Below are 23,184 nucleotides of genomic sequence, written 5' to 3'. Positions count from 1 at the left end.
CTGACGTTTTTGACGGAAATGGAAGGATACAACTTCTCAGAGTCACTCTGACTTTACTAACAGCTACAGCTTGCCAGGAACTTAAGTTCCTGGCTAATAGCTAAAGTCCTCTAAAGAGGACTGGTAGAACTTTTGGGTCCTGGGACTTGCGCCTCACGTCCATATATGGTGTTTCCTAGGGGCTATCCCCCCGTGGTTGCCCCATCGGTCGGCGTTGCGTCAGTCCACAAGTCCATTTCAATCGACTTGTGCTATTAGCCCGGAAATTGATTTCCGGGATAATACCACCAGTGCAAGCTCTCAGATTATCTATCCTGGCGCTTACTTCTTTTCTCAATCTCAGCAATGGGCAACAACAATGTCTCCTCTATTTCCTCTCGCACAGCGCCAGTCAAATTAGCAGCGCTATTCATGCAATCTACTAGCAATTTATTGGCATCGTAATACTGGCTAAGCAATTTTTTCTGTTGTTCGCCCAATTGCCAATCATGACCAATATTGCGATTTTCAATCATCACCGATCTTAATTTATTAGTCCAATCCTGACCGTTAGCTTGCCACCATTGTTTAAATTTATCCCTATCGCTATCTGGAGCGGGTAATTGAGCCTTGAGTTGTTGCAGTAATTGCCTTATTTCAGATACTATAATCCCATCAAATGCAGGAGAAAAGACATACTCAAGAATCTGGTAATTGTGCGGGATAAAGAAAAAGTCAAGCACATCGTAACTCTTAGGTAATTTAAAATCATAGTCAGTGTCATCAAGGTAAAGGGCACAGTTGAGGTCAATCATAAGACCACGATCAAAGGCAAGACCACGAGCAAAAATAAAGTCGGGATGAAGAAAGTTAACAGGGATAAAAGTATCATCGATAACACGGGCAAGAGTAAGGTCAAAGCCATGACCAAGAGCAAAATAAAAGGCTCTTACTACTGCCGGTTTGTAGGTAGCATTAACTGAAAGAGATTTCTCGCGTAACCACATCAGGAACTTCTGCAACTTCTCATCAGCAGCTACAAGCCGATCGATCTGCTGTTTAATTAACAGCAACAAACTATCTGCACTTGGCAACATCTCAGCCGTTAACAAAAAGACTTCGCGCCATTGCTTCTCGTTGATATAGCTGACCAAATGTTTCAAAGCTTGAGGGTCAAATATAGAAACAATTTTTCTCACTGTTTCTAGGGTAGTGAAATATTCTTGAAATGTTAAATGAGAGAAAGAATAAATCCCCCGCGCACGTTCTACCAATAATCCATGTTGCGCTTCAATTGCTTTTAGCACCGCCTCGCTATCCATCTGCAATTCATCCGGTGCAGTTTTACCATTCGGTAAAGTGCCAAGATAGTCGGCGATGAGTTGCTGAATTTTGTCTTGTTCAAAGAAGTAATCGCCCCGCTCAAAGGTAATAGCTGCTATCTGAGCCAGCAACAGTTTCTGGCGAGGTAAAGTTAAAGATCGATAAACTTCATCCCGTTGAATTCCCCTAGTTTCATCCCATCTTTTCAGCAAAATTTCTATTCCTTGCGCGTACAGCTTGGCTCGGTTAGATGGAAAATCGGTTTTGGATTGGAAGACTAAGCAGGTTAAATGCAGCAAGATGGGTGTAATCGCCAGTTCTCGGATTTGCTGATTTTCTGAACGATTCAGCTTTTGCATAAACTGCCTTGCCGTGGCTAATCCTGCTTCAACATTATTCCTGGCAACGGCTACAAACCATTTTTGGGCAAAGGATTCAATTTGCGCCTTGTTAAAATCTGCTACCTCCACATCGGTGAAGCCGGGAAATCTATATTTAGACGCGGCAATGCGACAGGTGATAATCAACTGATTTTTATAATAATCTTCAGAAAATTGCTGAAGTTCCTCGACTATTTTATTTTCATCCTCATCGGTAACTTCATCCAATCCATCTAGCAAAATCAGCCCTCTGCCTTGAGTCAGTATTGCTTCAGTTACCTGCTGTTCTGAGATGCCACAACAGCGAAATTCTCGGCTGATGTAGTCTAGTAGTCGGAAATTTTCCCGCTCTCTGGCATATTTGGCAAAGTCTTTGAGTCGGATAAAAATTGGCACTCGGTTAGCTTGAAACCTGCCTTGAACGCATTCAATCGCTACATGTTGCAAAAAAGTAGTTTTTCCCGATCCTGGTTTACCCAGTACCATCAGGCGATCGTACCTTTTAACTGCTTCTAGTCCTGGTACTCTTTCTTGACGCACTTTACCCAAACCAAAGCGGTCAAAGTTATCAGCACTTGGGTTAAATCCTCGCACCAGATCGGTAATTTCTAACCACCGTTGACTGGTAATTTGCTCCAGAATGTTGACATCGACGTAGAGGCGATCCAAATCGATAGGTTGGGAAATGTCCAATAGCTGCATTTTGCCGTACAGCAAAAGGATTTTATCGTGGCAGCTTCGTCTTACTTGCTCGACAAGGGTGTCAATATCCAAACTTTCCGGCGGCGGCGTTTGGGGTGGGATGGAGTCAAGCTTTGTTTCGATGGGTGGATTTTGTTCGATGTATGCGATTGCTTGCCAGTCTAACCCCAATTTCTGGCTAATTTCGACAAAGTACCTAAAATCAACGGGTTTTCCGGTAAAAAATTTATCGGTTGTCCCGCGAGAAATCCCTAGTTCCTCAGCCAATGCTTTTTGGCTGGGAAACCCATGACTCCTCAGAGCCAGCTTAACCTGGGGAATGCACGCGGGAGCGACTCTGATTGACCGAGACATCTTAAAATCTGCACTTTTCTGATTATTCTTAATTCTACTGTTCCTTCAAGCAAAAGTCAGGCATAAGTCGGGCAATCTCAGGTGTTTCTCCAACTGTATCTGAAGCAGCCATCGTTTTTAATCAAATTATGGCAAACTTCGCGTTTCCGAAAATTATTTCCAGTTCTATTAAGTTCGTTTAATTATCCCTAACAAAACTTCACCATTTTGCCGTTTCTTATTTAACAAGGGGTCGGTTAAGATGTCAAGTATAAAACAAGAAAAGCTTTTTAAAACCATTGAAATACTATGAACTCAATAACTCTCTTCTATGCAGCTTTTTTTTACTGTATGATAGCCGCCCATTTTCTCAGGGTCTGGTTAAGATTCTTCAAGAAAGATTATACCCATTTGTCCGCTGAAGACAAGCTCATATCAAAACAGATTTTGGCACTCGCTACGATATTCTGGCCTATAGTGGTTCCCCTAGCTTACCTGGAGCTATTAGAGGCTAAAAGAACCCAGGAGCGAATCTAGTAACTCGAGTTGGTGGCTAATGGCTAATGGCTAATGGAAGGATATTATCAGCCGAGCGCAATTAGCAATTAGCAATTAGCCATTAGCAAGTTACCTTCGCGCATCCATCCCCCTCTACCAGCAACATGCGCCCCTCGATTGCTTCCCAGGTTTTGGGTGAAACCCTCATGGCTGCTTGTTTGCATCGTACCAAAAGTAGATTGATATAAAGATAATCTTCCAAAGATTGATATTCTCCCTCGGATAAACAAACTAACTCTGGGTTCAGTTTAAGCGCGTTTAACCAGGTGAGGGAAACGCGATTGCTAAATCCTTGATGGACTTTATAGGATTGGTTGAAATCGGGCGCTTGTGCTTTGAGCGCTTCCAGTCTGGCAATTAAGACGGTAAAGTTGACGCTGGTAAAGATTTTAACTGCTTCTAATTCTTGCGCGATCGCTTTGGTTAAGGCGCGGGAAAAAGCGCGAGTCGGCGTGCGGGTAAGATTAATCTTGCGCGCCTGGTTGGGATTGAGGGCGCGGGCTAAATCGAGAATACGGGTAATTTCTAGCACGCGAGCGAGGTTGGGACTGAGGGTGCTGGCGAGTTCTAAAGCGCGGTCTCTTGCTAAAGCTAAAAATAATGCCGCCGTGCGTTTAGCTGCTGATTTAAATTTACCTTCGGAACCATCGGTTGCTTGATGCGTCCAGTTTAATAGCGCTTGCAATTTGGGAGTATTTATATATTTTTGCGCTTCTTTTTCCATGATTAACAGCAATTCATCTGCACCGCCGCGCATCAATCCTGCTACGAGTAAAAATACCTCTTGCCAGCGTTTATCGGTGAGGTGTTCGTTTACAAGTTGGGTAATTTGATAATGGTCGGTAATATATTGGGCGGTTAAATATTCTTGCAGGGTGAGGTGAGAAAATGAAAATACTGATTCGGCGCGTTCTACTAAAATTCCCTGCTGCACTGCGATCGCTTTTAAAATTGCTTCTCCATCTAAATGCTTGGGTGCGTTGAGATTCTCTGCCAAAAATGTCTTTATTTGACTCACTATCTCTTGTTGCGTAAAAAATAGCCGATCGACCTCGAATCCATTATAAGCTATTTCTGCCAGCAATATTTCTTCTAATTCCGTTCTCAGTCCTTGATAAATTTCATCTCGCAATATTCGCTTTTCTGCTGCCCATTCTTCTAGTAAAATTCTCAAAGCTTTTCGGGACAAAACGCTGCGATTTGTGGGAAAATTTTGACTATGGTCATAAACCAAGCACAACAAAGTTAGCAATAAAGGCGTGTGAGCTAATTCTTTAGCAGCATAATTTTCTGGTTTTTGCAATAGTTCCCAGCATTTCTGCGCGGTTCCTACTTGTTTATCGATTTCCGATTGAAACCAGTTGCTAATAAAATGCTTGATTTGCTGGCTATCAAATTCTGACATTGCCACATCGGTAAAGCGGCGGAAATTATGGCGATAAGCAGCGGTTCGACACGAGGTTATAAATCTATTTTGATCGTATTTATCGACAAAATTTTGAATCTGAGCGATCGCATCGTTGACAACTTTAGCCGGGACTTCATCTAACCCGTCTAGCAAAACTAAAAGTTTGCCTTTAGCAAGCAATTCTGCCGTAAATTCTTCCGGAAAGGGAAAGCCACAAATGCGAAATTCTTCGGGAATGGCTTTTTCCAGGTTAATATCGCTAGAAGTAAATTGTTTTAGTTCTATGAAAACAGGAATGCATTCGTGTGCAAAACCGCCTTGTTTGCCCTTCAAAGCTTCTAGTCCCATTTTCCGCAAAAAGGTTGATTTTCCAGCGCCGGGACAGCCAATAACCATTAAGAACTGCTTCTCGTTTGCTACTTGCAATCCATCTTGCGTCGGGCAATTTTTGGGTTGAAAGCTGCGGTTTTCGCGGTAAGCTTTTTCCAGATTTTCTAAAGATTCAAATCGGCGGATATCCCATTTATCCAAAAACTGAACTGCGGTATAAACAGATTCTAATTCTACAGGTTCTCGCATTCCCAACACTTTGAGAATTCCGTGACGCTCTTTGTAATTTTCGATGTATTTTTGCGAGGCGTTAAAAATTGTTTGTTGAGTTTTTTTATCTAAATTTTTACTGAAATTTCCTAGACATTTGCTGCCTTTTTCCCACAAAGTTGCCATGATAATAGCGGCTAAACTTTTGGCTGCATTTAAAGCGATCGCTTCAAAATTCATATATAGCTAGGGGCTAGGGGTTAGGGGCTAGGGGTTAGGGAAGGGCGTCGAATCGAGGGTTTCAGGAATGTTGTTATGGTTTTCAAACTTAAAATTGTTGACAAAAAATAGGGCAGGCAACTCGTTTTTACCCCCCCAATGGAGGGCGAGATGCCTACCCCGAAATATACAAAGGATTGCTTTCTCATTGAAGTACAGCCTTTTTGCTTTGTTTGTCTAGCGGCACCCTTAATGCTGCCGCTAGACAAACAAAGATGTACCATCACCGACTGCAATCCGCTGTAAACGTAGAAACGTTTCACAAACGCCGCTAATTAAACAACAACCGCCGCTTTTAACTCAAAAATCTTCTCGATTGCTTCTTCCACTACTTTATCGGGCGTCGAAGCACCGGAAGTCACCCCGACGACAATTTTGCCATCGGGTAACCAATTTTCAAGTATTTCCAAATCGCGATGTAATGGCTTATGCTCAATCCGGTTACCAGAACCAATGCGAGAGGCGCTATCGATATGATAAGAGGGAATGCCCCGCTCGATGGCGATTTCTTGCAAGTGGGTAGTATTGGAAGAGTTGAAACCGCCAATCACCAGCATCAAATCTATTTTTTCATCCACTAATTTGAACATGGCATCTTGACGTTCTTGGGTGGCGTCGCAGATAGTATTGAAGCTTTGGAAATGCTCGTTTAACTTATCTGGGCCATATTTTTTCATCATGGTATGTTCCAACAGCTTGCCAATTTGTTCGGTTTCGCTTTTGAGCATGGTGGTTTGGTTGGCAATTCCAATGCACTCTAAATCTGTATCGGGGTCGAATCCTGCCGAACAAGCACGGCTGAATTTTGCCAGAAATTCTTCCGGGTTACCGCCGTTAAGAATGTAATTGGAAACATAATCGGCTTCGGCAATATTTAGCACGATTAAGTACTTGCCAGCAAACGAACTGGTGGCGACGGTTTCTTCGTGGTTGTATTTGCCGTGGATGATCGAGGTGTATGCTTTTTTCTTATGTTTCTCAACCGTATTCCAAACTTTGGAAACCCAAGGACAAGTTGTATCGACGATGGTGCATCCCTTGTCGTTGAGTACCTGCATTTCTTGAACGCTAGCACCGAAGGCGGGTAAAATTACTACATCACCGACACCCACAATAGAAAAATCTTTCTCGCCTTGCTCTACAGGAATGAACTCAACCTGCATTTCCCGCAACCGCTGATTGACGGAAGGGTTGTGTATAATCTCGTTGGTGATCCAAATGCGCTCGGTAGGGAAGTGCTGGCGGGTTTCATATGCCATTGCCACAGCACGTTCGACACCCCAGCAAAAGCCAAACGCCTCGGCTAGGCGGATCGTAACATCCCCCCGTTGCAAGGTGTAGTTGTTGTCGCGAATTTGCTGAATCAGATTGCTTTGATATTCTGACTGGAGAGCAGATGCAGCTTCCTCGGCGTGACCAAATCCTTTGCGGTGGTAGTTTTCAGATTGTTGGAGACTACGTTTGAACGCTTTTGTATCCATTCGGTTCAACCTATTCAATAGTTATTACAACCCAGTCAAATCCCCTTCGATCATAAAATGACTGGGCTGCGATCGCGAGTGCGTACCGGAGGCATATCGCGCTTGTACAAACAAACCGGGTTTCGAGCCAAAATCGTCGCTAGGGAACATCCGAAATAGTCTCTACAAGTCAAAATTTGATGATTGCCGTGCCCCAAAGCTCCCAACCCGGTTTCTCGGAAAAATGGTCGGTAGGGAACATCCGAAATATTCTGTACAAGTCAAAATTTTATGATTGCCGTGCCCCTAAGCTCCCAACCCTAAAGTTTGGTAACGTAACGCCACGGGTATCTTGACAGTCTACCGGATGCAGATGGCGCCACAATCCCCGTTTCCGCTTCTGTACGCCAACAAACCGGGTTTCGAGCCAAAATCGTCGGTAGGGAACATCCGAAATAGTCTCTACAAGTCAAAATTTGATGATTGCCGTGCCCCAAAGCTGCCAACCCGGTTTCGATGCTAAAGTTTGTTGACGTTCTCTGGGCCCTATAGGTGCGGAGATTCTTAGAATCACTTCTAAGGTTTCCTCTTTCAACGACAAACTGTACACAAACAAACCGGATTTCTATGAAAAATGGTCGGTTTGGCAACGAGTAGGGGCACGGCATCCGAAATAGTCTCTACAAGTCAAAATTTGATCGTTGCCGTGCCCCAAAGCTCCCAACCCTAAAGTTTGGTAAAACAACGTTACGGGTATCTTGACAGTTGTCCCCAATCCCGCTATTGTCTCTCTTTAAGGTTGCTTTAGTTCAACGACAGCAACCCTTGTCCACCCAAAAATCTAGTATCGCTGCCCAAAGCTGCTGAAAACAGCAATGGACAGCTTGACCCCCAAACTGTAAGGCCAGTGTGGAGGCTAAATGAGAATTTTAACATTCTCTGTAGCCACCCTGCTTGGCGCTGCCTGCGGGGTGGCTAGATTTTTTGGTTTGAAATCCAAAAAATCAGGAGAAAATATCATGGCGCAAGAGTTTTTGTCGGACTCTACCGGATCTGCACGTCCAAATTCTGACGCAGGAGAACCGGAACGGGAAGCCGTGGATTTTATGATTATCGGTTCCCGCGAGGGGGTGATGGCAGAAATCCGCAAGTTTTACGCAATGGGATTTGCTCAAGTGGATGAGTGGAGTCCCTTGATGCCAGTACCGAATTCCCACCGGATGATGACCATCCTGGTTCGCTACCGGAAAGTAGGATCTACCGATTCATCGACTCGCAAGTCGTGACGGTAACATCAGGACGGACGTAAGAAGACGCGGCGACGCCCAGATGGGGAGATGCGGAGAGTATTTCTACAGAAATCCCCGCTCTCCCTTGTCCCCGCGTCCCCGCGTCCTATTCAAGGCTGGTTTTCCGGGAGTTTTAAGCGCTCAAATAGCATCAGCGCAGATTGCCAAACTAAATAACCTTGGCGACTTAGGTGCAATCCATCGGTGGTCAATTCTGGACGCAGGTTACCCTGTTCGTTGCTGAAGAGGGGATATAGGTCTAAATATTTTATGCCTTCTTCGGATGCGATCGCTTGCAACTTCTCGTTAAGAACCTGAATGCGACTGTTGGGAATAGCGAGTAAGCGATCGCGTCCTTCCCAAGTTGTTTCTTCACTGCCGTGGGGTAAAATCGACTGCACGACAATTTGGGCTTCTGGATGGTGGCGTCGCAATCGCTGGATGATTAACCGCTGATTCGACAAAATATTATCGTCGTCATACCCGCGAATCAGATCGTTAATGCCAATCATGACAAAAATCGTTTCTGGCTGAGTGCGGTCAAATAGTTTTAACCGCTTTAACAAACCTGCCGTAGTTTCCCCGGAAATTCCCTGATTTAGCCAAGTTTTGTCCTTAGGTAATAAATCCGTGGGAAACCACATACTCAAAGAATCCCCAGCCAAGATAGTTAAATGCTCAGGTTGGTTTTGGGCGGCGGCATTGGCTTCCTGCTTCATTATTGCCATCCATCGATTGTAAGTCAGCTGGTGGCGCGGCCCCAATCCAGATGGGAAGTTGGGTGTTTCCCGCGCTAAACTCTGTTGAGCGGTTGATGCGCTGATGGGAAAATCGATGGGGGACGAGTAATCTTTCAATAGCAGGATGACTGCCAACATCAGTAAAGCGTTGGCAACTAAGGATAGATACGCCCAATTAGGAAGGGTTTTCGAGCGATGATACCGGCGATTGTATTTCACACGGTTGAGATCGGATGAGAAATGCGCTGCTTTTTGATTTTGCATCTTATAATATGCGTCCGCAATTCTCGATTCCCAGTTTGGGGAGAATTGCGGACTGATGTGGCAATCGCTCTTCAACTTTAAGACTTTGGCAGCAGATGCAGGCTATTCGCGCATGTTAGTAAAACTTAAACCGGAAGCAAATTCTTCGCCGTAACCTTCTTCGCCGTGTTCGTTGATATCGAGTCCTTGTTCTTCGACGATTGGTTTCACGCGCAAGGGCATAAACAGCCCTAAAATCTTGAGGATGACAAAAGTGCCTATTGCGGCAAAAATATAGGTTGCTATCACACCGACAAACTGTTCCCACAATTGAGCGGCATTGCCGAACAGCAAGCCGTTGTCTCCTGCCGAGTTAACGGCTTTGTTGGCAAAAATCCCGGTCAGTAAGGCTCCTATCGTACCACCCGTGCCGTGGACGCCAAAGGTATCCAAAGAGTCATCAAACTGTAGCTTTGCCCGCCAGCTGACGGCATAGAAACAGCAAACAGCGGTAATCGAACCGATCAGAATCGCACCAACTGGCGTGACGTATCCGGCGGCGGGGGTGATGCCTACCAATCCTCCCAAGAAACCGCTAGCAATTCCGACTGCGGTTGGCTTACCTCTGAGTACCCATTCCACAATCAACCAGGTTAACCCACCAGCAGCAGTTGAAACCATCGTGGTGACAAATGCAACCGTTGCCAAGCCGCCTGCTGCTAAAGCGCTACCGCCGTTAAAACCAAACCAACCAAACCACAGCAACCCGATACCGAGTAGAACGTAAGGTACGTTATGGGGTGCGGCGGGTCGATCTGGGTAGGTTTTGCGGGGTCCGATCATCAATACAGCAACGACTGCGGAGACGCCGGAACTGATGTGTACGACGGTTCCGCCTGCAAAGTCAAGCGCACCTAATGCGCCAATCCAGCCTTTGCCCCAAACCCAGTGCGCTAAAGGAGAGTAGATAAAGCTAGACCAGAGCAGCATAAACCAGAAGTATGCTTTAAAACTGATCCGCTCGACAATTGCACCGGAAATCAAGGCTGGGGTGATGATGGCGAACATCATCTGGTAGACCATGAAGACTTGGTGGGGAACTGTTCCCGCATAACCGATGGGGTCGGGTTGGTCAGCGGCGACCTTGTTCAAAAACACCCAGTCTAAGCCGCCAATGAATTGTTCTATACCTTGAGCAAAGTTGTCGGCATTGAGGTTTTCTTTGGTAACGTCGAAGGCGAGACTGTAGCCCCACAGCGTCCAAGTGACGCCGACGAGTGCCATCAGCAGCAAGCTCATCATCATCGTGTTGAGGACGTTGCGCGAGCGCACCAATCCTCCGTAGAAAAACGCCAGCCCTGGTGTCATCAACAACACCAGTGCTGAGGATATCAACATCCAAGCTGTATCACCCGTATCGATCTTGGGTGCTTCTACCGCTGCCGGAGACGCTTCTTGACGCGACGCATCGGGGGGTGCAATTGGCGCGGGCGCGATCGCCCCTCCCGGAGCCGGACTTTGCAAGCCCCCTGGTGCTGTAGAATCGGGTACGGTCAGTTCGGGTGTTGGACTTAAGGTTGCCTCTGGGGCCACCGTTGCCGGTGCAGTCTGTCCTGGGGTGGGATTTAACGTTGCCTCTGGTGAGGGGGAAACCCCCGTCGGGCTAGTCAGTCCGGGTGTTGGACTTAAGGTTGCCTCTGGGGCCACCGTTGCCGGTGCAGTCTGTCCTGGGGTGGGATTTAACGTTGCCCCTGGTGAGGGGGAAATTGTGGTTGGCGCATTTAGTTCGGGTGCTGGACTGACAGTGGGCGATGCATCTTGGGCAAATACATTGCCCGACACGATACCGCCTAGCAGACACAGCGCGATTATGCCTGCAACTAAAACTTTTTTTAACACCTGCTCTGTTCCTTCAAGACAAACGAGTTGGGCGAATGACTTTCATTCAACTTCTCGGTAATTTACCTTACTGTATTTATCTATACATTTAATCTTAAAAAAATATTATAAAATCCGCTTCCCTATTGATATTTTTGCTAAAAGAGTCGGTTTCTAAAATTAAGGTTAAATTACGCAAAATTTTTCTGGTAATGCGATTAGCAGGCGGGACGGCGCTGAAGCGCCTACTAACTCAAGTTGCTAGTTACTCAGGCGATCCCCCCAAACCCCCCTTCCCAAGGGGGGCTTAAGAGAAAGTAAGAGAGATTTCCCACCTTTTTAAGAGGGTAAACCGATTCAAAGTCCCCCTTATTAAGGGGGATTTAGGGGGATCTCCAAAGGTTAAGCTTATAACTAGCAACTTGGGTTACTACGAACAGACAAGAAAAATACCCGCTTTTTGAGCTAATTTAAAAGCAAGCTTTCGGGGCGGGTAAATTCGAGTCTAATTTTTTGTCAAAAAAAGCAAGTATTAAACCCAACTGAAATAGGCGATTTTAGAGCGTTTTTGGCAGAGAAATCAGCCGGTCATGCCCTTATGTTTGCTAGGAAAACCGCCGGAACTGCTGGACATGCCGCCAGCGCCTGCTTCTTTGAGGAAGCCGCTGTAAGCTTCCATGCCGTGTTCGCCAACATCCAAGCCGACGAATTCCTCCTCCGGGGAAACGCGGATACCAAGGGTAGATTTTAGCACGTACCAGAATATGCTACTGAGGAGAACAGTCATCCCTCCCACCGAAAGAATGCCGACAATTTGAGGTATTAAGCTGGTGAAGCCGCCACCCGCAAACAACCCGTGGGGGCCAACCTTGTTACCAGCAATGTCAACCATCCAAGAATAGCCACCGGGACCGACGGCAAACAAACCAACTGCCAAGGTTCCCCAGACGCCGCAGACGAGGTGAACCGAGATGGCGCCGACTGGGTCGTCAATTTTGAGTTGATCGATGAAGGTGACGGCGAAGACCACCAGAACCCCCGCCACAATGCCGATAATCGCAGAGTTACCAACGGTAACCCAAGCACAGGAAGCTGTAATCCCGACTAAACCAGCCAGAATGCCGTTAATAATCATCGAAAGGTCGGGTTTGCCGAGATACAGCCAAGCCACGATTGTGGAAGCCAAAGCGCCAAAGGCAGCAGCGGTGTTGGTGGTGATGGCAATGTGAGCGATCGCGCCTGGATCTGCTGCCATTGTAGAACCGGGGTTGAAACCAAACCAACCCAACCACAGAATTAAACAGCCCAAGGTGGCAATGCTCATATTGTGACCGGGCATGGCAACGCTTTCACCATTTTGGTATTTACCCAAACGGGGGCCTAAAAATGCCGCACCCATCAAAGCCGCCCAACCTCCCACCGAGTGTACAACGGTTGAACCAGCAAAATCCCAGAAGCCCAGATCTGCCAGCCAACCGCCGCCCCAAATCCAGTGTCCGGTAATCGGGTAGGCAATTCCCACCAGCAAGACGCTGAAAATTAAAAAGTCAACAAATTTAATCCTTTCTGCTACTGCACCAGAAACAATTGTCGCTGAGGTTCCGGCAAATACCAGTTGAAAAAAGAATTTTGCCAGCAGCGGTACGCCCGTCCAGTTAAGGGCGCTGAAAATACCTTGATAAGCTGTTCCCGTTGCTGGGCTATTGTCTGTTCCGATGAGGAAAAATCCGCCGCTGGTGCCGAAGAAATTATTGCCATCGCTGAACATCAAGCCAAAACCAATCGCCCAATAAGCAATTGTTGAAAGGGCAAATACAATCAAGTTTTTGGCGAGAACGTTGACGGCGTTTTTCTGGCGACAGAAGCCGGTTTCCAACATACAGAAACCAGCATTCATAAAGAACACCAACATGGCGGTAATCATCACCCACATCGTGTCCAAACCGACTTTCAAATCTTTTTGCGCTTGGGCGACGCTTTCTAGGGTAGGCGCATCTTGCGCCATTCCGGCATAACTCCACGCCAGCACAATTAAAAAGGCGAGGGGGAAGCAAGCTTGCCAAGTGGGAGATAGCTGCTGGATAAATTTCCAGCTACTCGAAATTAGGGATTTTTTCGGTATTTTCCACTTTCTCTTTCTTGTTCTATAAGACATACTCGCGTCCTGGGTTATTTCTGTTCAAACGACTCTCAACGACTTTTGGATAAAGCCGCTAATGCCTCAAGTAAACTGAGCAGTCAATTGCGTTTAGATTGAAGCTACTTTGGCTCCACATCTAAATATTTGTTCTATACTACAGCCACTCAATTATTGCTACAATAACTGGTTTTGGCTGTTGAAATGTAATTTACGACACAACCTAACAAATAAGCAAGCAATCGTTCAATAATTATGCTGGTTTAAATGTTAGCCATTGTAGCGCGATGTCAAAATAAATTAAGGTCTGCGGGGAATAAAAAACTGTAGGTTAAGATACAGTTTTTACCTGGCCTAAGTGCTAAAAATACAGATTTTTTTAGGGCATCTCGGCTAAGTATTGCTGATAACCCAACTGGGAAAGACGTGCTTGCTTGTCGATTACCGATTGGGTTAAGCTTTGACGATATTGTTGCACCCGCTCTAGTAATTCTGGTTGGTGAGAAGCCAAAATCTGTACTGCTAACAACCCGGCATTTTTGGCATTGCCAATGGCGACGGTGGCAACGGGAATTCCGGCAGGCATTTGGACAATGGAATAGAGGGAATCAACGCCTTGTAGGTGACGGCTGGGAACGGGTACGCCAATCACTGGCAAGGGGGTGAGAGATGCAACCATACCTGGTAGGTGGGCAGCGCCGCCAGCACCCGCGATAATCGCTTTTAAGCCGCGCTGATGGGCAGATTGGGCATATTCTACCATACGTTCGGGGGTGCGGTGGGCAGAGACGATGGCTACTTCCCAGGGGATTTGGAATTCTTCTAGGATAGCGATCGCTTCCTTCATCGTAGGCAAGTCGGAATCGCTGCCCATGATAATACCGATTAATGGGTAATTGGTCATTGGTGATTGGTAATTGGTCAATCCTTAGATATTCTGACAAACGATGAACGATTTATAGCCAATGACTGTTAATCTTGATATTTTCAATGCTCACCTGTTAGGTTACGAAGGCTTGCAGATGATCTTGGTCGATCGTCAGGGCAGAATCAAGGAAATTCTGCCGATGGATACCGTTAGCAAACGAGTTGCGCCGACCGACCTCAAAGGGTTAAATGTAGCGGGGGATTGGATTTCACTTGGTGGTGTGGATTTACAGATTAACGGGGCGCTGGGTTTGCCATTTCCCGACCTAACTCCTAAAAATGCCGATAGATTGTCCGAAATTTGCCAATTTCTCTGGCAACGGGGCGTAGATGGATTTTTACCAACTCTGGTTACGAGTTCGGTGCCGAAAATTCCGCAAAGTTTAGCCGTTTTGGCTGATTTCGCCGCCAAGCAACCAGAAGATTCATCGGCGGCGAAGATGCTGGGGGTGCATTTAGAAGGTCCATTTCTCAATCCCCAAAAGCGAGGGGCGCATCCGGCTGAATTTTTATCACCACTAACGATTGATAATGTCAAGCGGGTTTTGGGAGATTACGCGCAGATGGTGAAAGTGATGACTTTAGCACCAGAGTTAGACTCGACGGGGGAGGTAATACCTTATTTGCGATCGCTTGGGATTACGGTTAGTTTAGGTCACTCGATGGCAACTGCTGCACAAGCGCAACAGGCGTTTGAGTTGGGGGCGAGGATGGTGACCCATACTTTTAATGCGATGCCGCCTTTGCACCATCGGGAACCGGGGTTATTAGGTGCTGCTTTGGTGCATCGGGATGTGTGGTGCGGGTTAATAGCGGATGGAGAGCATGTTTGTCCGATAATGCTAGAGTTGCTGCTGCGGGCTAGCAGATCCCCCCGTGCCCCCCTTACCAAGGGGGGATCCCCCCTTGCCCCCCTTGCCCCCAATGCCTTGGGGGGTTGTGTTTTCTTAGTCAGCGACGCGCTTGCACCCTTGGGGTTACCCGATGGGATTTATCCTTGGGATAACCGCGAGATAGAGGTCAAAAATGGCACGGCGAGGTTGCCCGACGGTACCCTAGCGGGAACTACCCTACCGTTGTTGGTAGGCGTGCAGAATTTAGTCAAATGGGGAATTTGTGAAGTGGAAGAAGCGATCGCGCTGGCGACAGTGGCACCCAGACACGCTATTGGACTAACGATAGATCGAAGCGAACGCAGTCACGAAATCCCAACCAAGAAAGACAAAACAAACTGCGATTACCTGGGTCAACCCGCCAATCGACTGTTACGCTGGCATTGGGAAAAATCCACATCCTCACTCACCTGGCAGCGGTTGCAAAAATTAAGCCTGAACAAGTAACTTTCGGGAATTACCGATGCCTGGGTTGTAGCTATTGGGGATTCTGTAATTATTAATAAAACCCAGGAAACGCGATGTTTATTCAAAGCATTCGTACAAATACCCTCGGGTTTTTCAGAATAGTTTTAATTCTCATCCTTTCAGTCAGCTTGCACGAACTCGCACATGGCTTTGCAGCTTTAACTCAGGGAGACGATCCGCCCAAAAAAACTGGTCACATGACGGTCAACCCATTCGTTCACATGGGTTGGGAGTCGATTATTTTCCTCTGTATTGGCGGGATTTGCTGGGGGGAAATGCCCGTCAATCCAGCTAAATTTCGCTCTGCCAAATGGGGAAATATTTTGGTGTCTGCCGCCGGACCATTGCTAAATTAGGCTTTAGCATTACTGTTTATTATTCAAATGAAAATTTACTTTATTACTCCAATTGATGGAATTTTAAGTTATCAATTTCTTTACCTGGGGGCGAGGATCAATTTGAGTTTGTTTATCTTCAATTTACTGCCCATTCCACCAGGGGATGGGTTTCACGTATTTAGTGAAATTTTCCCAGCCTTAAAACCGCTAAAAGATAGCCCATTTGGGTTTTTTGCCTTGATGATTATTTTTATCAGTCCGGGGTTCTCTGTGGGATTGTACGCGATTTCAAATGTAGTTATCGCAACAGCGAGTGGCACGGGCTGAATTTGGATGCCCCACTGAGCGCGGACAATGGTAAATTGAAACGTTGGGAACAGTGCAGTGAAAGCCAACGTTATGAACGCAGTTGACGATAAAACAATTGTTCGAGAATACTTCAACGCTATCGGATTTGACCGCTGGCGGCGGATCTACGGCGACGGCGAGGTAAACAAAGTTCAGCTAGATATCCGCCAAGGACATCAACAGACAGTCGATACCTTAATCGACTGGCTAAAATCCGATGCTAATCTAGCAGGACTATCAATCTGCGATGCTGGATGCGGCGTCGGCAGTCTCAGTATTCCCCTCGCGCAAGCTGGTGCTAAAGTTTACGCTAGCGATATATCCGAAAAAATGGTGGGAGAAGCGAAGGAAAGAGTGAAAACAATCTTGGGTAATGGGGATAATCCTACCTTCGCCGTGCAGGATTTAGAAACCCTCAGCGGTCGCTACGATACCGTAGTTTGTCTGGACGTTCTGATCCATTATCCCCAAGAAAAAGCCGCGCTGATGATCGCCCATCTCGCATCTTTGGCAGAGTCTCGTCTAATTCTGAGTTTTGCGCCTAAGACCTTGGCTTACAGTTTACTGAAAAAAATCGGCGATTTCTTTCCAGGTCCAAGCAAAGCGACTCGCGCCTATCTACACCGGGAAGCGGATATCATCAAAATACTCCAAAACAATGGTTTTACGATCAAACGCCAGGGGATGACGAGTACCCGCTTTTATTTCTCGCGCATGTTGGAAGCAACTCGCAAGTAAGTTTGCATTCAATGGCACAACTTTGCACAACACGGATTTTTAACTGGGATGCACGGATTTATGGGGATATAATGATTCGTGTATGTTGGGAATCTGTGTTGTGCTTTGGTTTTTCTGACAATCTAAAATCTAAAATCTCAAATCTCAAATTCTTATGACTCAGATTTTTATTGCGATCGCATCCATCCTAGCAGGTCTAGCCGTCGCCGCTGGCGCTTTCGCTTCCCACGCTTTAAAGGATAAACTCACCGAACGGGCAATCGAAATTTTTGAGACTGCGGCTCGCTATCAAATGTATCACGCTCTAGCCCTTTTATTAGTCGCCTTGCTGTTAACTCGCGTTGCAACACCGCCCCCATTTCTCACCGCAGCAGGATTTGCCTTTATCGCCGGTATTGCGATTTTTTCCGGTAGCTTATATGCTCTGAGTTTATCCGGTATCAAATGGCTAGGCGCAATTACCCCCATCGGCGGTGCAGCATTTATGATTGGATGGGGTTGTTTGGCTGTTGCGGCTTTTAACCTGAAATATTAATCCGGAAACCAAACATCACCAACAAAATCAGGGTTATCATCTCTACTCCCGTATTTCTCTAATAAAACCAACCATCTCTCCCTACCTCTTACCTCTGCGTCCTCTGCGTCTCTGCGGTTCAATAAATAGATCGTTCCTCCAGAGCATAATTTTAATCCCATGTCATCCACAGAAGTTTCCTATTCTTTTCTCACACCTCAAAGCTTTCTCAATCGCAGCGCAAGTGTGTTTCGGGATAAAGATGCGATTGTTTATCGCCAAAAGCGGTGGACATATACACAATTTGCCGCCCGTGTCAAGCAATTAGCTAGTGCCTTGCGAAAATGGGGGATAAACAAAGGCGATCGCATAGCCTTCATCTGTCCCAATATACCCCCAATGTTGGAAGCGCATTTCGGCGTCCCTCTTGCGGGAGGCGTTTTAGTTGCGATTAATATCCGCCTATCATCTAAGGATATTCGCCATATTTTAAACGACTCCGGATCGCGTTTAGTTTTCATCGATACCGAATTCTCCCACCTAGTCGCATCGGTGCGAGAAGAACTTCAAACCGTCGAAGCAATTGTCAATATTGTAGATGACCAAGCTGAAATTCATGGCGAACAATTGCCCGGAATAGAATACGAAAAGTTTCTAAATGAAGGCACAACAGAAGGGGTTTTATCTTGTTTAGAAGACGAGAACGACCTGATTTCTATTAACTATACCAGTGGCACCAGTGGAAAGCCCAAAGGTGTGATGTACACCCATCGCGGCGCATATTTGAACGCCTTGGGCGAAGCTTTAGAAGTGGGAATGAATAGTCAAAGCGTTTATCTGTGGACGCTTCCCATGTTTCATTGCAATGGATGGTGTTTTACTTGGGGAGTAACGGCGGTAGGGGGAACCCATGTTTGTTTGCGAAAGTTTTACCCGGAGACGGTAATTAATTTGCTGATGAGTCAGGGTGTGACTCATTTTTGCGGGTCACCAACGATTTTGATAATGTTAGTAAATGATAGATCGATCGCCAAACTAACCCTATCCCATCCGTTGCGCGTCACCACCGCTGGCGCACCCCCTTCGCCAACAATAATTCAAGCAATGGAAGAATTGGGAATTGAAATTACTCACACTTATGGTTTAACAGAAACTTACGGCCCTCATAGCATCTGCGAATGGCAAAAACCTTGGGATAATTTACCCATAGAAGAACGCGCCCGCCTCAAAGCAAGACAGGGTGTTCCTTATATCCATGCAGTAGAAATGCGCGTTGTCGATAAAGATATGAACGATATCCCCGCCGATGGCGAAACCATGGGCGAAGTTGTCATGCGGGGAAATAACGTGATGAAGGGTTATTTTAACGACCCCGAAGCGACTGCAAATGCCTTTCGCGGTGGATGGTTTCACAGCGGCGACTTAGCGGTAATGTATCCCGATGGATATATTGAATTAAGAGATAGGGCGAAAGATATAATTATCAGCACTGGTGTAAATATCTCCACGATTGAAGTCGAACGGGCAATTTACAAACATCCCGATGTCCTGGAAGTTGCGGTTATTTCTATCCCTGATGAAACCAGGGGTGAAGTTCCGAAAGCTTTTGTGACTTTAAAACCGGATACTAATACAACCGAAAAGGAAATTATCCACTTTTGTCGCCAGCATTTAGCACTTTTTAAATGTCCCAAAGCTGTAGAGTTTTGCGAATTGCCTAAAACTGCAACGGGTAAAGTGCAAAAGTATCTGCTGCGGGAGAAAGAATGGGTGGGATATGACAAGCGCATTCATTAGGATTGGATTTGAGCATGTAGAAGAGTGAGGAAATTAAGCGATCGCATCAACACAACGATGAGAGCGATTCTTGGAGCGATAGCTAAGCGCATCCGCGCCGCGCAAGCTTCCGCTTCACGCGCAGCGTGCCTGCGGCATATCGATCCTAATTTATTCTTCATTTCCCATCAATTCCTCTATCAACTCACGCAAATCATCATACTGATAAGGAGGTCGCTTCCTCACTCCCAAAACAGTCAATAACTTTAGTTCTTCTTCAATCGCATACACAACTCGCCAAGACTCTACCCTAATTCGGTATAACTCCATGTTCTGGGAAACTTCATCTCCCAACTCTGACATATCCATAAGTTTGGTATTATGCGGTCTAGGTGAAGATCGCAACTCTTTGAGCAAATCGATTATTCTTTGCCGCATATTGCCCGGTAAGGCGCGAATTTCCTTGCGTGCTGCGCTAGTTACTTCAACTTGATATAAGTCCATCTGAAATTAATTCTTTTTCTAAATCATCCAAAGAAATAGTCTCAAGTTCACCATTTTTTTTCTGATGCAACCACTCTTGAAAAATCGCAGCATCCTCCCGATTCTCCAAAGCTTCTACCATGTTTTCCCAGGATGCTAACAAAGATTCCCAAACTTCGATCGGGATAATTACATCTGTCTTCTTTCCGTTAGCATTGGCGACATATTTAACTGATTTTATACATTTTTTAATAGTCATCGTCTTTTACCGCTTTTCAATCCTTTTTTTAATTATACTGAAAACTTGCTTGTTTTTGGTTGGAAGTGCGTTCGCGCAGCGTGCCGTAGGCATATCGCCTTGTAGGATGGAAAAACTGCGATCGCTGCCAATGAATATGACCGAACCTATCCAGCAACAAGTTGGCAAAACCAAAAGTTTGCGTTTCTTGATTCCGAAGCATTGGGTTTTGCAGACTGTAAACCAGGGCGGAGTCAATAGTTGCCCTTTGGAGTGAAAGTGCGAGGGTACTTGTCAAATTAGAGAGTGCGATCGCGCTAACTTTTTTTACTCAGCTAACTTATTCTGGTAATTTCTGTGATTCTATTTCTAAAACATCAAGGGAATGCCTTACCCTCTGCAACCGTTGCTGGCTGATATACTGTGCTAATCTGGCATTAATTTCAGCCAATTCTTCATTAAACTCTTGCATTTCCAAATGAGTTCGGCGTAAATTAGCTAGCAAGCGTTTAGAGGTTTCTGGATCTGGAATGCGTGGTTGCTTTGTCATGGCAGGTTCCATTCTAGCTTGACTTCTTGAATGCTACGCTCCCAGGCTGGAATCCTAGCTTGAGTTCGTGCGATCGCTCGGTTCATTAATTCTAGAATATCACCAGGAGCAATAGGTTGGGCTTTGGCAATTTGCAACTGGAGAGTAGACAATCGAGAAAAAGAGGATTCTGCATCATCAACTACGGTTTTCACCTCATCGAGATACGGTATGGTTGCTTCTGTTTCTCCAAAAGCTTCAAAAATTCTCATTTCTAAAGCTGTTGCTTCTTCAACGATTTCTAACACCTGCTGTTTTAAATTATTTATAGTCGTCGTAACTTCTCCAGGTATTTTTGCCATATTTACATAATTGAGATGTACGATTATTAATTTTAGGAATAAAGTGCGACTAATATCATGTCCGGTTAAACACCCATAGTTAGGAATGACACGGTGACGGGTCGATATTTTTATTCAGGGTAATTAGGCGGAAATCATATAATTTTAAGATGTATGCATGTGCGTTCGCGCAGCGTCGGGTGTGCATATCCCTATTACCAATTATCTCATAAAGCATGAAACCCAGAGCTTGGCCTGCTTTGGGTTTCGGTGTACCGCTATTTGCACGCGCCATTGCTTTTAAGTCAAGAATTCAATCTTTACATCGTCGTGTTCTACCACTTAAACTACCGGAGCAAGTCTGGCGCTCCAGGCGGGATACGAACCCGCATCCGACGATAATAGACTCGTTGGCGATCGCTTTGGCATCCAGCGGTGAATGCTAAGCTTGGAGTAATAGTCTGAGTTTGAAACAGTGCCGAGTACGCTTAATTTTGATCTGGATCTGACTGGGGCTAATACCAGCGATCGCAGGAATTAAGCCAGCACGATATGAGATTAAAATTTGAGTTTTAGCTTTGGATTACTCCTATGTTTTAATATAGCTCAAAACTTCTAAAAATGCAATTAAACAAAAACCCGGTTTTTTCAAAAAACCGGGTTTTAAAGTTATATCATGTCCGTTTGGATCGGTTGCGTATATTTTCATATTTTGTAGGGGCGGGTTTTACCAACAATTTCTGACGCTAACAGATATTTTGTATAAACCCGCCCCGGCTCATACAATACGTAAATTACCCCAGCAAATACTGAAACATTCTTGCCGAAATATGCTGCTGTTCGGCTTCGGTATTATTCGCTTCCTCGCGGGCGAATTTAACCGCTTGACTCAGCTTTTCAATGCGCTCCAACAGTTCTTTAATCCGCGTCGCAGGCATCGCACCGGAAAACTTCACCGTGCGCCAATATCCCACGGTCACATCTTCGTAGTGACATCCTCCCCCACTGAATCAAAGATTACAGTGGGGGCTTCCAACCTCACGATTGGACTTTCCTGGTTTTTCCCTTTCCGGGTTTCGACACTTGCCTAGATTGGGTTACCCCAACCCCCGGTAGATCGTCTGCACAGGCACTTTCGATTCCCGACTGTCCATCGGTACTGATTAGAGCTATTCCACGATTGCGAATGACTTGCCCAGAAGCGACATCTCTATCCGTCGTGAAACCACATTCGAGACAGCAATGTATTCTCACACTCAAGTCTTTCTTATGTACTGCACCACACTCAGGACACTCTTGAGAAGTTCCACGAGCATCCACTTGGGCAAAGAAAACTCCACGCTTCCAGCACACGTACTCGGTGATGGAACGAAACTGACCGAAGCCCGCATCAAGCATGTGTTTGCCCAAAAATCCTTTGGCACTAATCCGGTAGTCCAAGTCTTCCATGAAGACCATACCGGCATCATTACAAAGCGCGTGAGCTTGCTTAAAGTGGAAATCTTTTCGCGTGTTGTCAATCGTGTGGTGCATACGAGCAACTTTAAGACGCTGCTTCTCGTAATTTTTAGACCGCCTAAGTTTTCTGCTCAATCTGCGTTGCAGCACTTTCAGCCTGCCTTGCATTGTCACAAAAAACTTAGGCGGTTGTACGAGAACACCATCGCTGGTTGCCAAAAACTTTTCCAACCCAACATCGACACCAATTGGATGACCATGTGGCATTGGATTTGGTACGCTAACATCACACTGAATACTGATAGATGCATACCACCTGTCAGCCTTTTTGATGATGCGTACTTGCTTGACCACAAAACCGTCCGGGATACTACGATGCAGGTTAATCGATATTGGTTCAAGTTTGGGGAGCTTCAAGTGGAAACCCGTTATAGGGCATTCTTTGAACTGTGGAAACAGTAAAGACTTGAATTGCCCGTGCTTCTTGAACCTGGGAAACCCAAACCCTCTTTTTTGAAATCCTTCCCAAGCTGTGTGCAATTGCTTAATGGTCTGCTGCAATACTTGGGAAGGAACCTCACCAAGTCGTGGGAATTCCTTCTTAGCGCGTGGCAATGCATTAAGTTGGCTCACCTCATTGGGAAACTTCAAACCCGCAGGCAGGATATATTCTTTTTCAACCCTTGCATCTGTCAACCAAGCACTTCCGACTATCGCACCAATCCTTAATCTCTCGCAACGCATAGTTGCCGGGTAGGAGAGACTGCGTCGCCGCATCTCTCCCCCCTAAGAACCGGACTTGACACTTTCGCATCATCCGGCTCAAGCCTCCAGCTTCTCAGAACGTTTGCCTGTGTGTGCCTGTTTGTGACAGACCTTATGGA

22 protein-coding genes are annotated in these 23,184 nt (G+C 45.9%); 8 read left to right on the top strand and 14 right to left on the bottom strand.

Annotated features, from left to right (window positions below):
• Positions 1-305 precede the first annotated feature (305 nt).
• From ACE1CM_RS19165 to ACE1CM_RS19155, 3 genes are all read right to left on the bottom strand, one after another.
• Positions 306-2,738 carry an NACHT domain-containing protein gene (locus ACE1CM_RS19165; protein ID WP_374879368.1) on the bottom strand — a complete coding sequence of 811 codons (2,433 nt, stop codon included), beginning with the start codon at positions 2,736-2,738 and terminating at the stop codon, positions 306-308.
• Between the two features lie 598 nt (positions 2,739-3,336).
• Positions 3,337-5,463, bottom strand: a complete 2,127-nt coding sequence (locus ACE1CM_RS19160; protein ID WP_374879367.1) for an NACHT domain-containing protein — start codon at positions 5,461-5,463, stop codon at positions 3,337-3,339.
• Between the two features lie 314 nt (positions 5,464-5,777).
• On the bottom strand, positions 5,778-6,983 hold the full coding sequence (locus tag ACE1CM_RS19155) for a 4-hydroxy-3-methylbut-2-enyl diphosphate reductase (RefSeq protein ID WP_374879365.1): 1,206 nt from the start codon (positions 6,981-6,983) through the stop codon (positions 5,778-5,780).
• Between the two features lie 998 nt (positions 6,984-7,981).
• Between ACE1CM_RS19155 and ACE1CM_RS19150 the strand changes: the two genes are divergently transcribed.
• A complete protein-coding gene (locus ACE1CM_RS19150; RefSeq protein WP_374879363.1) occupies positions 7,982-8,248 on the top strand; it encodes a hypothetical protein in 267 nt (88 codons plus the stop codon).
• Between the two features lie 113 nt (positions 8,249-8,361).
• Here the strand turns inward: ACE1CM_RS19150 and ACE1CM_RS19145 are convergent, their stop codons facing one another.
• The 4 genes from ACE1CM_RS19145 to purE all read right to left on the bottom strand — a co-directional run bounded on the left by ACE1CM_RS19145 (position 8,362) and on the right by purE (position 14,153).
• Positions 8,362-9,255, bottom strand: coding sequence for an SGNH/GDSL hydrolase family protein (locus ACE1CM_RS19145; RefSeq protein ID WP_374879362.1), 894 nt, complete (start codon positions 9,253-9,255; stop codon positions 8,362-8,364).
• Between the two features lie 102 nt (positions 9,256-9,357).
• Positions 9,358-11,133 (bottom strand): ammonium transporter, encoded by a 1,776-nt coding sequence (amt, locus tag ACE1CM_RS19140; RefSeq protein WP_374879360.1) that lies wholly within the window; start codon positions 11,131-11,133, stop codon positions 9,358-9,360.
• A gap of 559 nt (positions 11,134-11,692) precedes the next feature.
• The gene (locus ACE1CM_RS19135; protein ID WP_374879359.1) at positions 11,693-13,267 is read right to left on the bottom strand and encodes an ammonium transporter; all 1,575 of its coding nucleotides are present in this window, start codon (positions 13,265-13,267) and stop codon (positions 11,693-11,695) included.
• Positions 13,268-13,628: 361 nt separating this feature from the next.
• Complete coding sequence (purE, locus tag ACE1CM_RS19130; RefSeq protein ID WP_374879357.1) at positions 13,629-14,153, bottom strand: 5-(carboxyamino)imidazole ribonucleotide mutase; 525 nt, start codon at positions 14,151-14,153, stop codon at positions 13,629-13,631.
• Positions 14,154-14,214: 61 nt separating this feature from the next.
• Here purE and ACE1CM_RS19125 point away from each other — a divergent pair, with 61 nt between their 5' ends.
• The 6 genes from ACE1CM_RS19125 to ACE1CM_RS19100 all read left to right on the top strand — a co-directional run bounded on the left by ACE1CM_RS19125 (position 14,215) and on the right by ACE1CM_RS19100 (position 19,272).
• Positions 14,215-15,516, top strand: coding sequence for an N-acetylglucosamine-6-phosphate deacetylase (locus ACE1CM_RS19125; protein ID WP_374879355.1), 1,302 nt, complete (start codon positions 14,215-14,217; stop codon positions 15,514-15,516).
• A gap of 74 nt (positions 15,517-15,590) precedes the next feature.
• On the top strand, positions 15,591-15,893 hold the full coding sequence (locus ACE1CM_RS19120; RefSeq protein WP_374879353.1) for a hypothetical protein: 303 nt from the start codon (positions 15,591-15,593) through the stop codon (positions 15,891-15,893).
• Positions 15,894-15,920: 27 nt separating this feature from the next.
• Positions 15,921-16,202, top strand: a complete 282-nt coding sequence (locus ACE1CM_RS19115; RefSeq protein ID WP_374879351.1) for a site-2 protease family protein — start codon at positions 15,921-15,923, stop codon at positions 16,200-16,202.
• Between the two features lie 72 nt (positions 16,203-16,274).
• Positions 16,275-16,961: a magnesium protoporphyrin IX methyltransferase gene (gene bchM / locus ACE1CM_RS19110; protein WP_374879390.1), complete on the top strand. Its 687-nt coding sequence runs from the start codon at positions 16,275-16,277 to the stop codon at positions 16,959-16,961.
• 154 nt (positions 16,962-17,115) lie between these two features.
• The gene (locus ACE1CM_RS19105; protein WP_374879350.1) at positions 17,116-17,496 is read left to right on the top strand and encodes a DUF423 domain-containing protein; all 381 of its coding nucleotides are present in this window, start codon (positions 17,116-17,118) and stop codon (positions 17,494-17,496) included.
• A gap of 159 nt (positions 17,497-17,655) precedes the next feature.
• On the top strand, positions 17,656-19,272 hold the full coding sequence (locus tag ACE1CM_RS19100; RefSeq protein WP_374879348.1) for an acyl--CoA ligase family protein: 1,617 nt from the start codon (positions 17,656-17,658) through the stop codon (positions 19,270-19,272).
• A gap of 150 nt (positions 19,273-19,422) precedes the next feature.
• On the opposite strand, the gene ACE1CM_RS19095 is transcribed toward ACE1CM_RS19100, so the two are convergent.
• The 5 genes from ACE1CM_RS19095 to ACE1CM_RS19075 all read right to left on the bottom strand — a co-directional run bounded on the left by ACE1CM_RS19095 (position 19,423) and on the right by ACE1CM_RS19075 (position 20,863).
• Positions 19,423-19,755: a type II toxin-antitoxin system RelE/ParE family toxin gene (locus ACE1CM_RS19095; RefSeq protein WP_374879346.1), complete on the bottom strand. Its 333-nt coding sequence runs from the start codon at positions 19,753-19,755 to the stop codon at positions 19,423-19,425.
• Positions 19,736-19,993 carry a hypothetical protein gene (locus ACE1CM_RS19090; protein ID WP_374879344.1) on the bottom strand — a complete coding sequence of 86 codons (258 nt, stop codon included), beginning with the start codon at positions 19,991-19,993 and terminating at the stop codon, positions 19,736-19,738. Before ACE1CM_RS19090 ends, ACE1CM_RS19095 begins: the two co-directional genes overlap by 20 nt.
• Before the next feature lie 28 nt (positions 19,994-20,021).
• Positions 20,022-20,195 carry a hypothetical protein gene (locus ACE1CM_RS19085; protein WP_374879343.1) on the bottom strand — a complete coding sequence of 58 codons (174 nt, stop codon included), beginning with the start codon at positions 20,193-20,195 and terminating at the stop codon, positions 20,022-20,024.
• Between the two features lie 117 nt (positions 20,196-20,312).
• Positions 20,313-20,522, bottom strand: coding sequence for a hypothetical protein (locus tag ACE1CM_RS19080; RefSeq protein ID WP_374879341.1), 210 nt, complete (start codon positions 20,520-20,522; stop codon positions 20,313-20,315).
• Positions 20,519-20,863, bottom strand: coding sequence for a hypothetical protein (locus ACE1CM_RS19075; RefSeq protein WP_374879340.1), 345 nt, complete (start codon positions 20,861-20,863; stop codon positions 20,519-20,521). The genes ACE1CM_RS19080 and ACE1CM_RS19075 overlap by 4 nt, the downstream gene beginning before the upstream one ends.
• Positions 20,864-21,078: 215 nt before the next feature.
• On the opposite strand from ACE1CM_RS19075, the gene ACE1CM_RS19070 reads away from it, so the two are divergent.
• Positions 21,079-21,288 carry a hypothetical protein gene (locus tag ACE1CM_RS19070; protein ID WP_374879338.1) on the top strand — a complete coding sequence of 70 codons (210 nt, stop codon included), beginning with the start codon at positions 21,079-21,081 and terminating at the stop codon, positions 21,286-21,288.
• 348 nt (positions 21,289-21,636) lie between these two features.
• Here the strand turns inward: ACE1CM_RS19070 and ACE1CM_RS19065 are convergent, their stop codons facing one another.
• Together ACE1CM_RS19065 and ACE1CM_RS19060 are read right to left on the bottom strand one after the other, a co-directional pair.
• Complete coding sequence (locus ACE1CM_RS19065; RefSeq protein WP_374879336.1) at positions 21,637-21,816, bottom strand: hypothetical protein; 180 nt, start codon at positions 21,814-21,816, stop codon at positions 21,637-21,639.
• A gap of 64 nt (positions 21,817-21,880) precedes the next feature.
• Complete coding sequence (locus ACE1CM_RS19060) at positions 21,881-22,996, bottom strand: RNA-guided endonuclease InsQ/TnpB family protein (RefSeq protein WP_374879334.1); 1,116 nt, start codon at positions 22,994-22,996, stop codon at positions 21,881-21,883.
• Positions 22,997-23,184: the final 188 nt, after the last annotated feature.

This window comes from Microseira sp. BLCC-F43 (assembly GCF_041929235.1).
GTDB lineage: Bacteria > Cyanobacteriota > Cyanobacteriia > Cyanobacteriales > Aerosakkonemataceae > Microseira.
Note: the sequence above shows the minus strand (reverse complement) of the source record. Positions and strands in the feature narration are given on the sequence as shown.

Bases quoted from the DNA above. Each gene is read 5' to 3' on its own strand.
- ACE1CM_RS19160 (WP_374879367.1), bottom strand. From the start codon at position 5,463: ATGAATTTTGAAGCGATCGCTTTAAATGCAGCCAAAAGTTTAGCCGCT.
- ACE1CM_RS19115 (WP_374879351.1), top strand. From the start codon at position 15,921: ATGAAAATTTACTTTATTACTCCAATTGATGGAATTTTAAGTTATCAA.
- purE (WP_374879357.1), bottom strand. From the start codon at position 14,153: ATGACCAATTACCCATTAATCGGTATTATCATGGGCAGCGATTCCGAC.
- ACE1CM_RS19095 (WP_374879346.1), bottom strand. From the start codon at position 19,755: ATGGACTTATATCAAGTTGAAGTAACTAGCGCAGCACGCAAGGAAATT.
- ACE1CM_RS19090 (WP_374879344.1), bottom strand. From the start codon at position 19,993: ATGACTATTAAAAAATGTATAAAATCAGTTAAATATGTCGCCAATGCT.
- ACE1CM_RS19145 (WP_374879362.1), bottom strand. From the start codon at position 9,255: ATGCAAAATCAAAAAGCAGCGCATTTCTCATCCGATCTCAACCGTGTG.
- ACE1CM_RS19070 (WP_374879338.1), top strand. From the start codon at position 21,079: ATGAAACCCAGAGCTTGGCCTGCTTTGGGTTTCGGTGTACCGCTATTT.
- ACE1CM_RS19120 (WP_374879353.1), top strand. From the start codon at position 15,591: ATGTTTATTCAAAGCATTCGTACAAATACCCTCGGGTTTTTCAGAATA.
- ACE1CM_RS19165 (WP_374879368.1), bottom strand. From the start codon at position 2,738: ATGTCTCGGTCAATCAGAGTCGCTCCCGCGTGCATTCCCCAGGTTAAG.
- ACE1CM_RS19125 (WP_374879355.1), top strand. From the start codon at position 14,215: ATGACTGTTAATCTTGATATTTTCAATGCTCACCTGTTAGGTTACGAA.
- ACE1CM_RS19105 (WP_374879350.1), top strand. From the start codon at position 17,116: ATGACTCAGATTTTTATTGCGATCGCATCCATCCTAGCAGGTCTAGCC.
- ACE1CM_RS19150 (WP_374879363.1), top strand. From the start codon at position 7,982: ATGGCGCAAGAGTTTTTGTCGGACTCTACCGGATCTGCACGTCCAAAT.
- ACE1CM_RS19135 (WP_374879359.1), bottom strand. From the start codon at position 13,267: ATGTCTTATAGAACAAGAAAGAGAAAGTGGAAAATACCGAAAAAATCC.
- ACE1CM_RS19155 (WP_374879365.1), bottom strand. From the start codon at position 6,983: ATGGATACAAAAGCGTTCAAACGTAGTCTCCAACAATCTGAAAACTAC.
- ACE1CM_RS19080 (WP_374879341.1), bottom strand. From the start codon at position 20,522: ATGACAAAGCAACCACGCATTCCAGATCCAGAAACCTCTAAACGCTTG.
- ACE1CM_RS19075 (WP_374879340.1), bottom strand. From the start codon at position 20,863: ATGGCAAAAATACCTGGAGAAGTTACGACGACTATAAATAATTTAAAA.
- ACE1CM_RS19100 (WP_374879348.1), top strand. From the start codon at position 17,656: ATGTCATCCACAGAAGTTTCCTATTCTTTTCTCACACCTCAAAGCTTT.
- ACE1CM_RS19085 (WP_374879343.1), bottom strand. From the start codon at position 20,195: ATGCTTCGGAATCAAGAAACGCAAACTTTTGGTTTTGCCAACTTGTTG.
- bchM (WP_374879390.1), top strand. From the start codon at position 16,275: ATGAACGCAGTTGACGATAAAACAATTGTTCGAGAATACTTCAACGCT.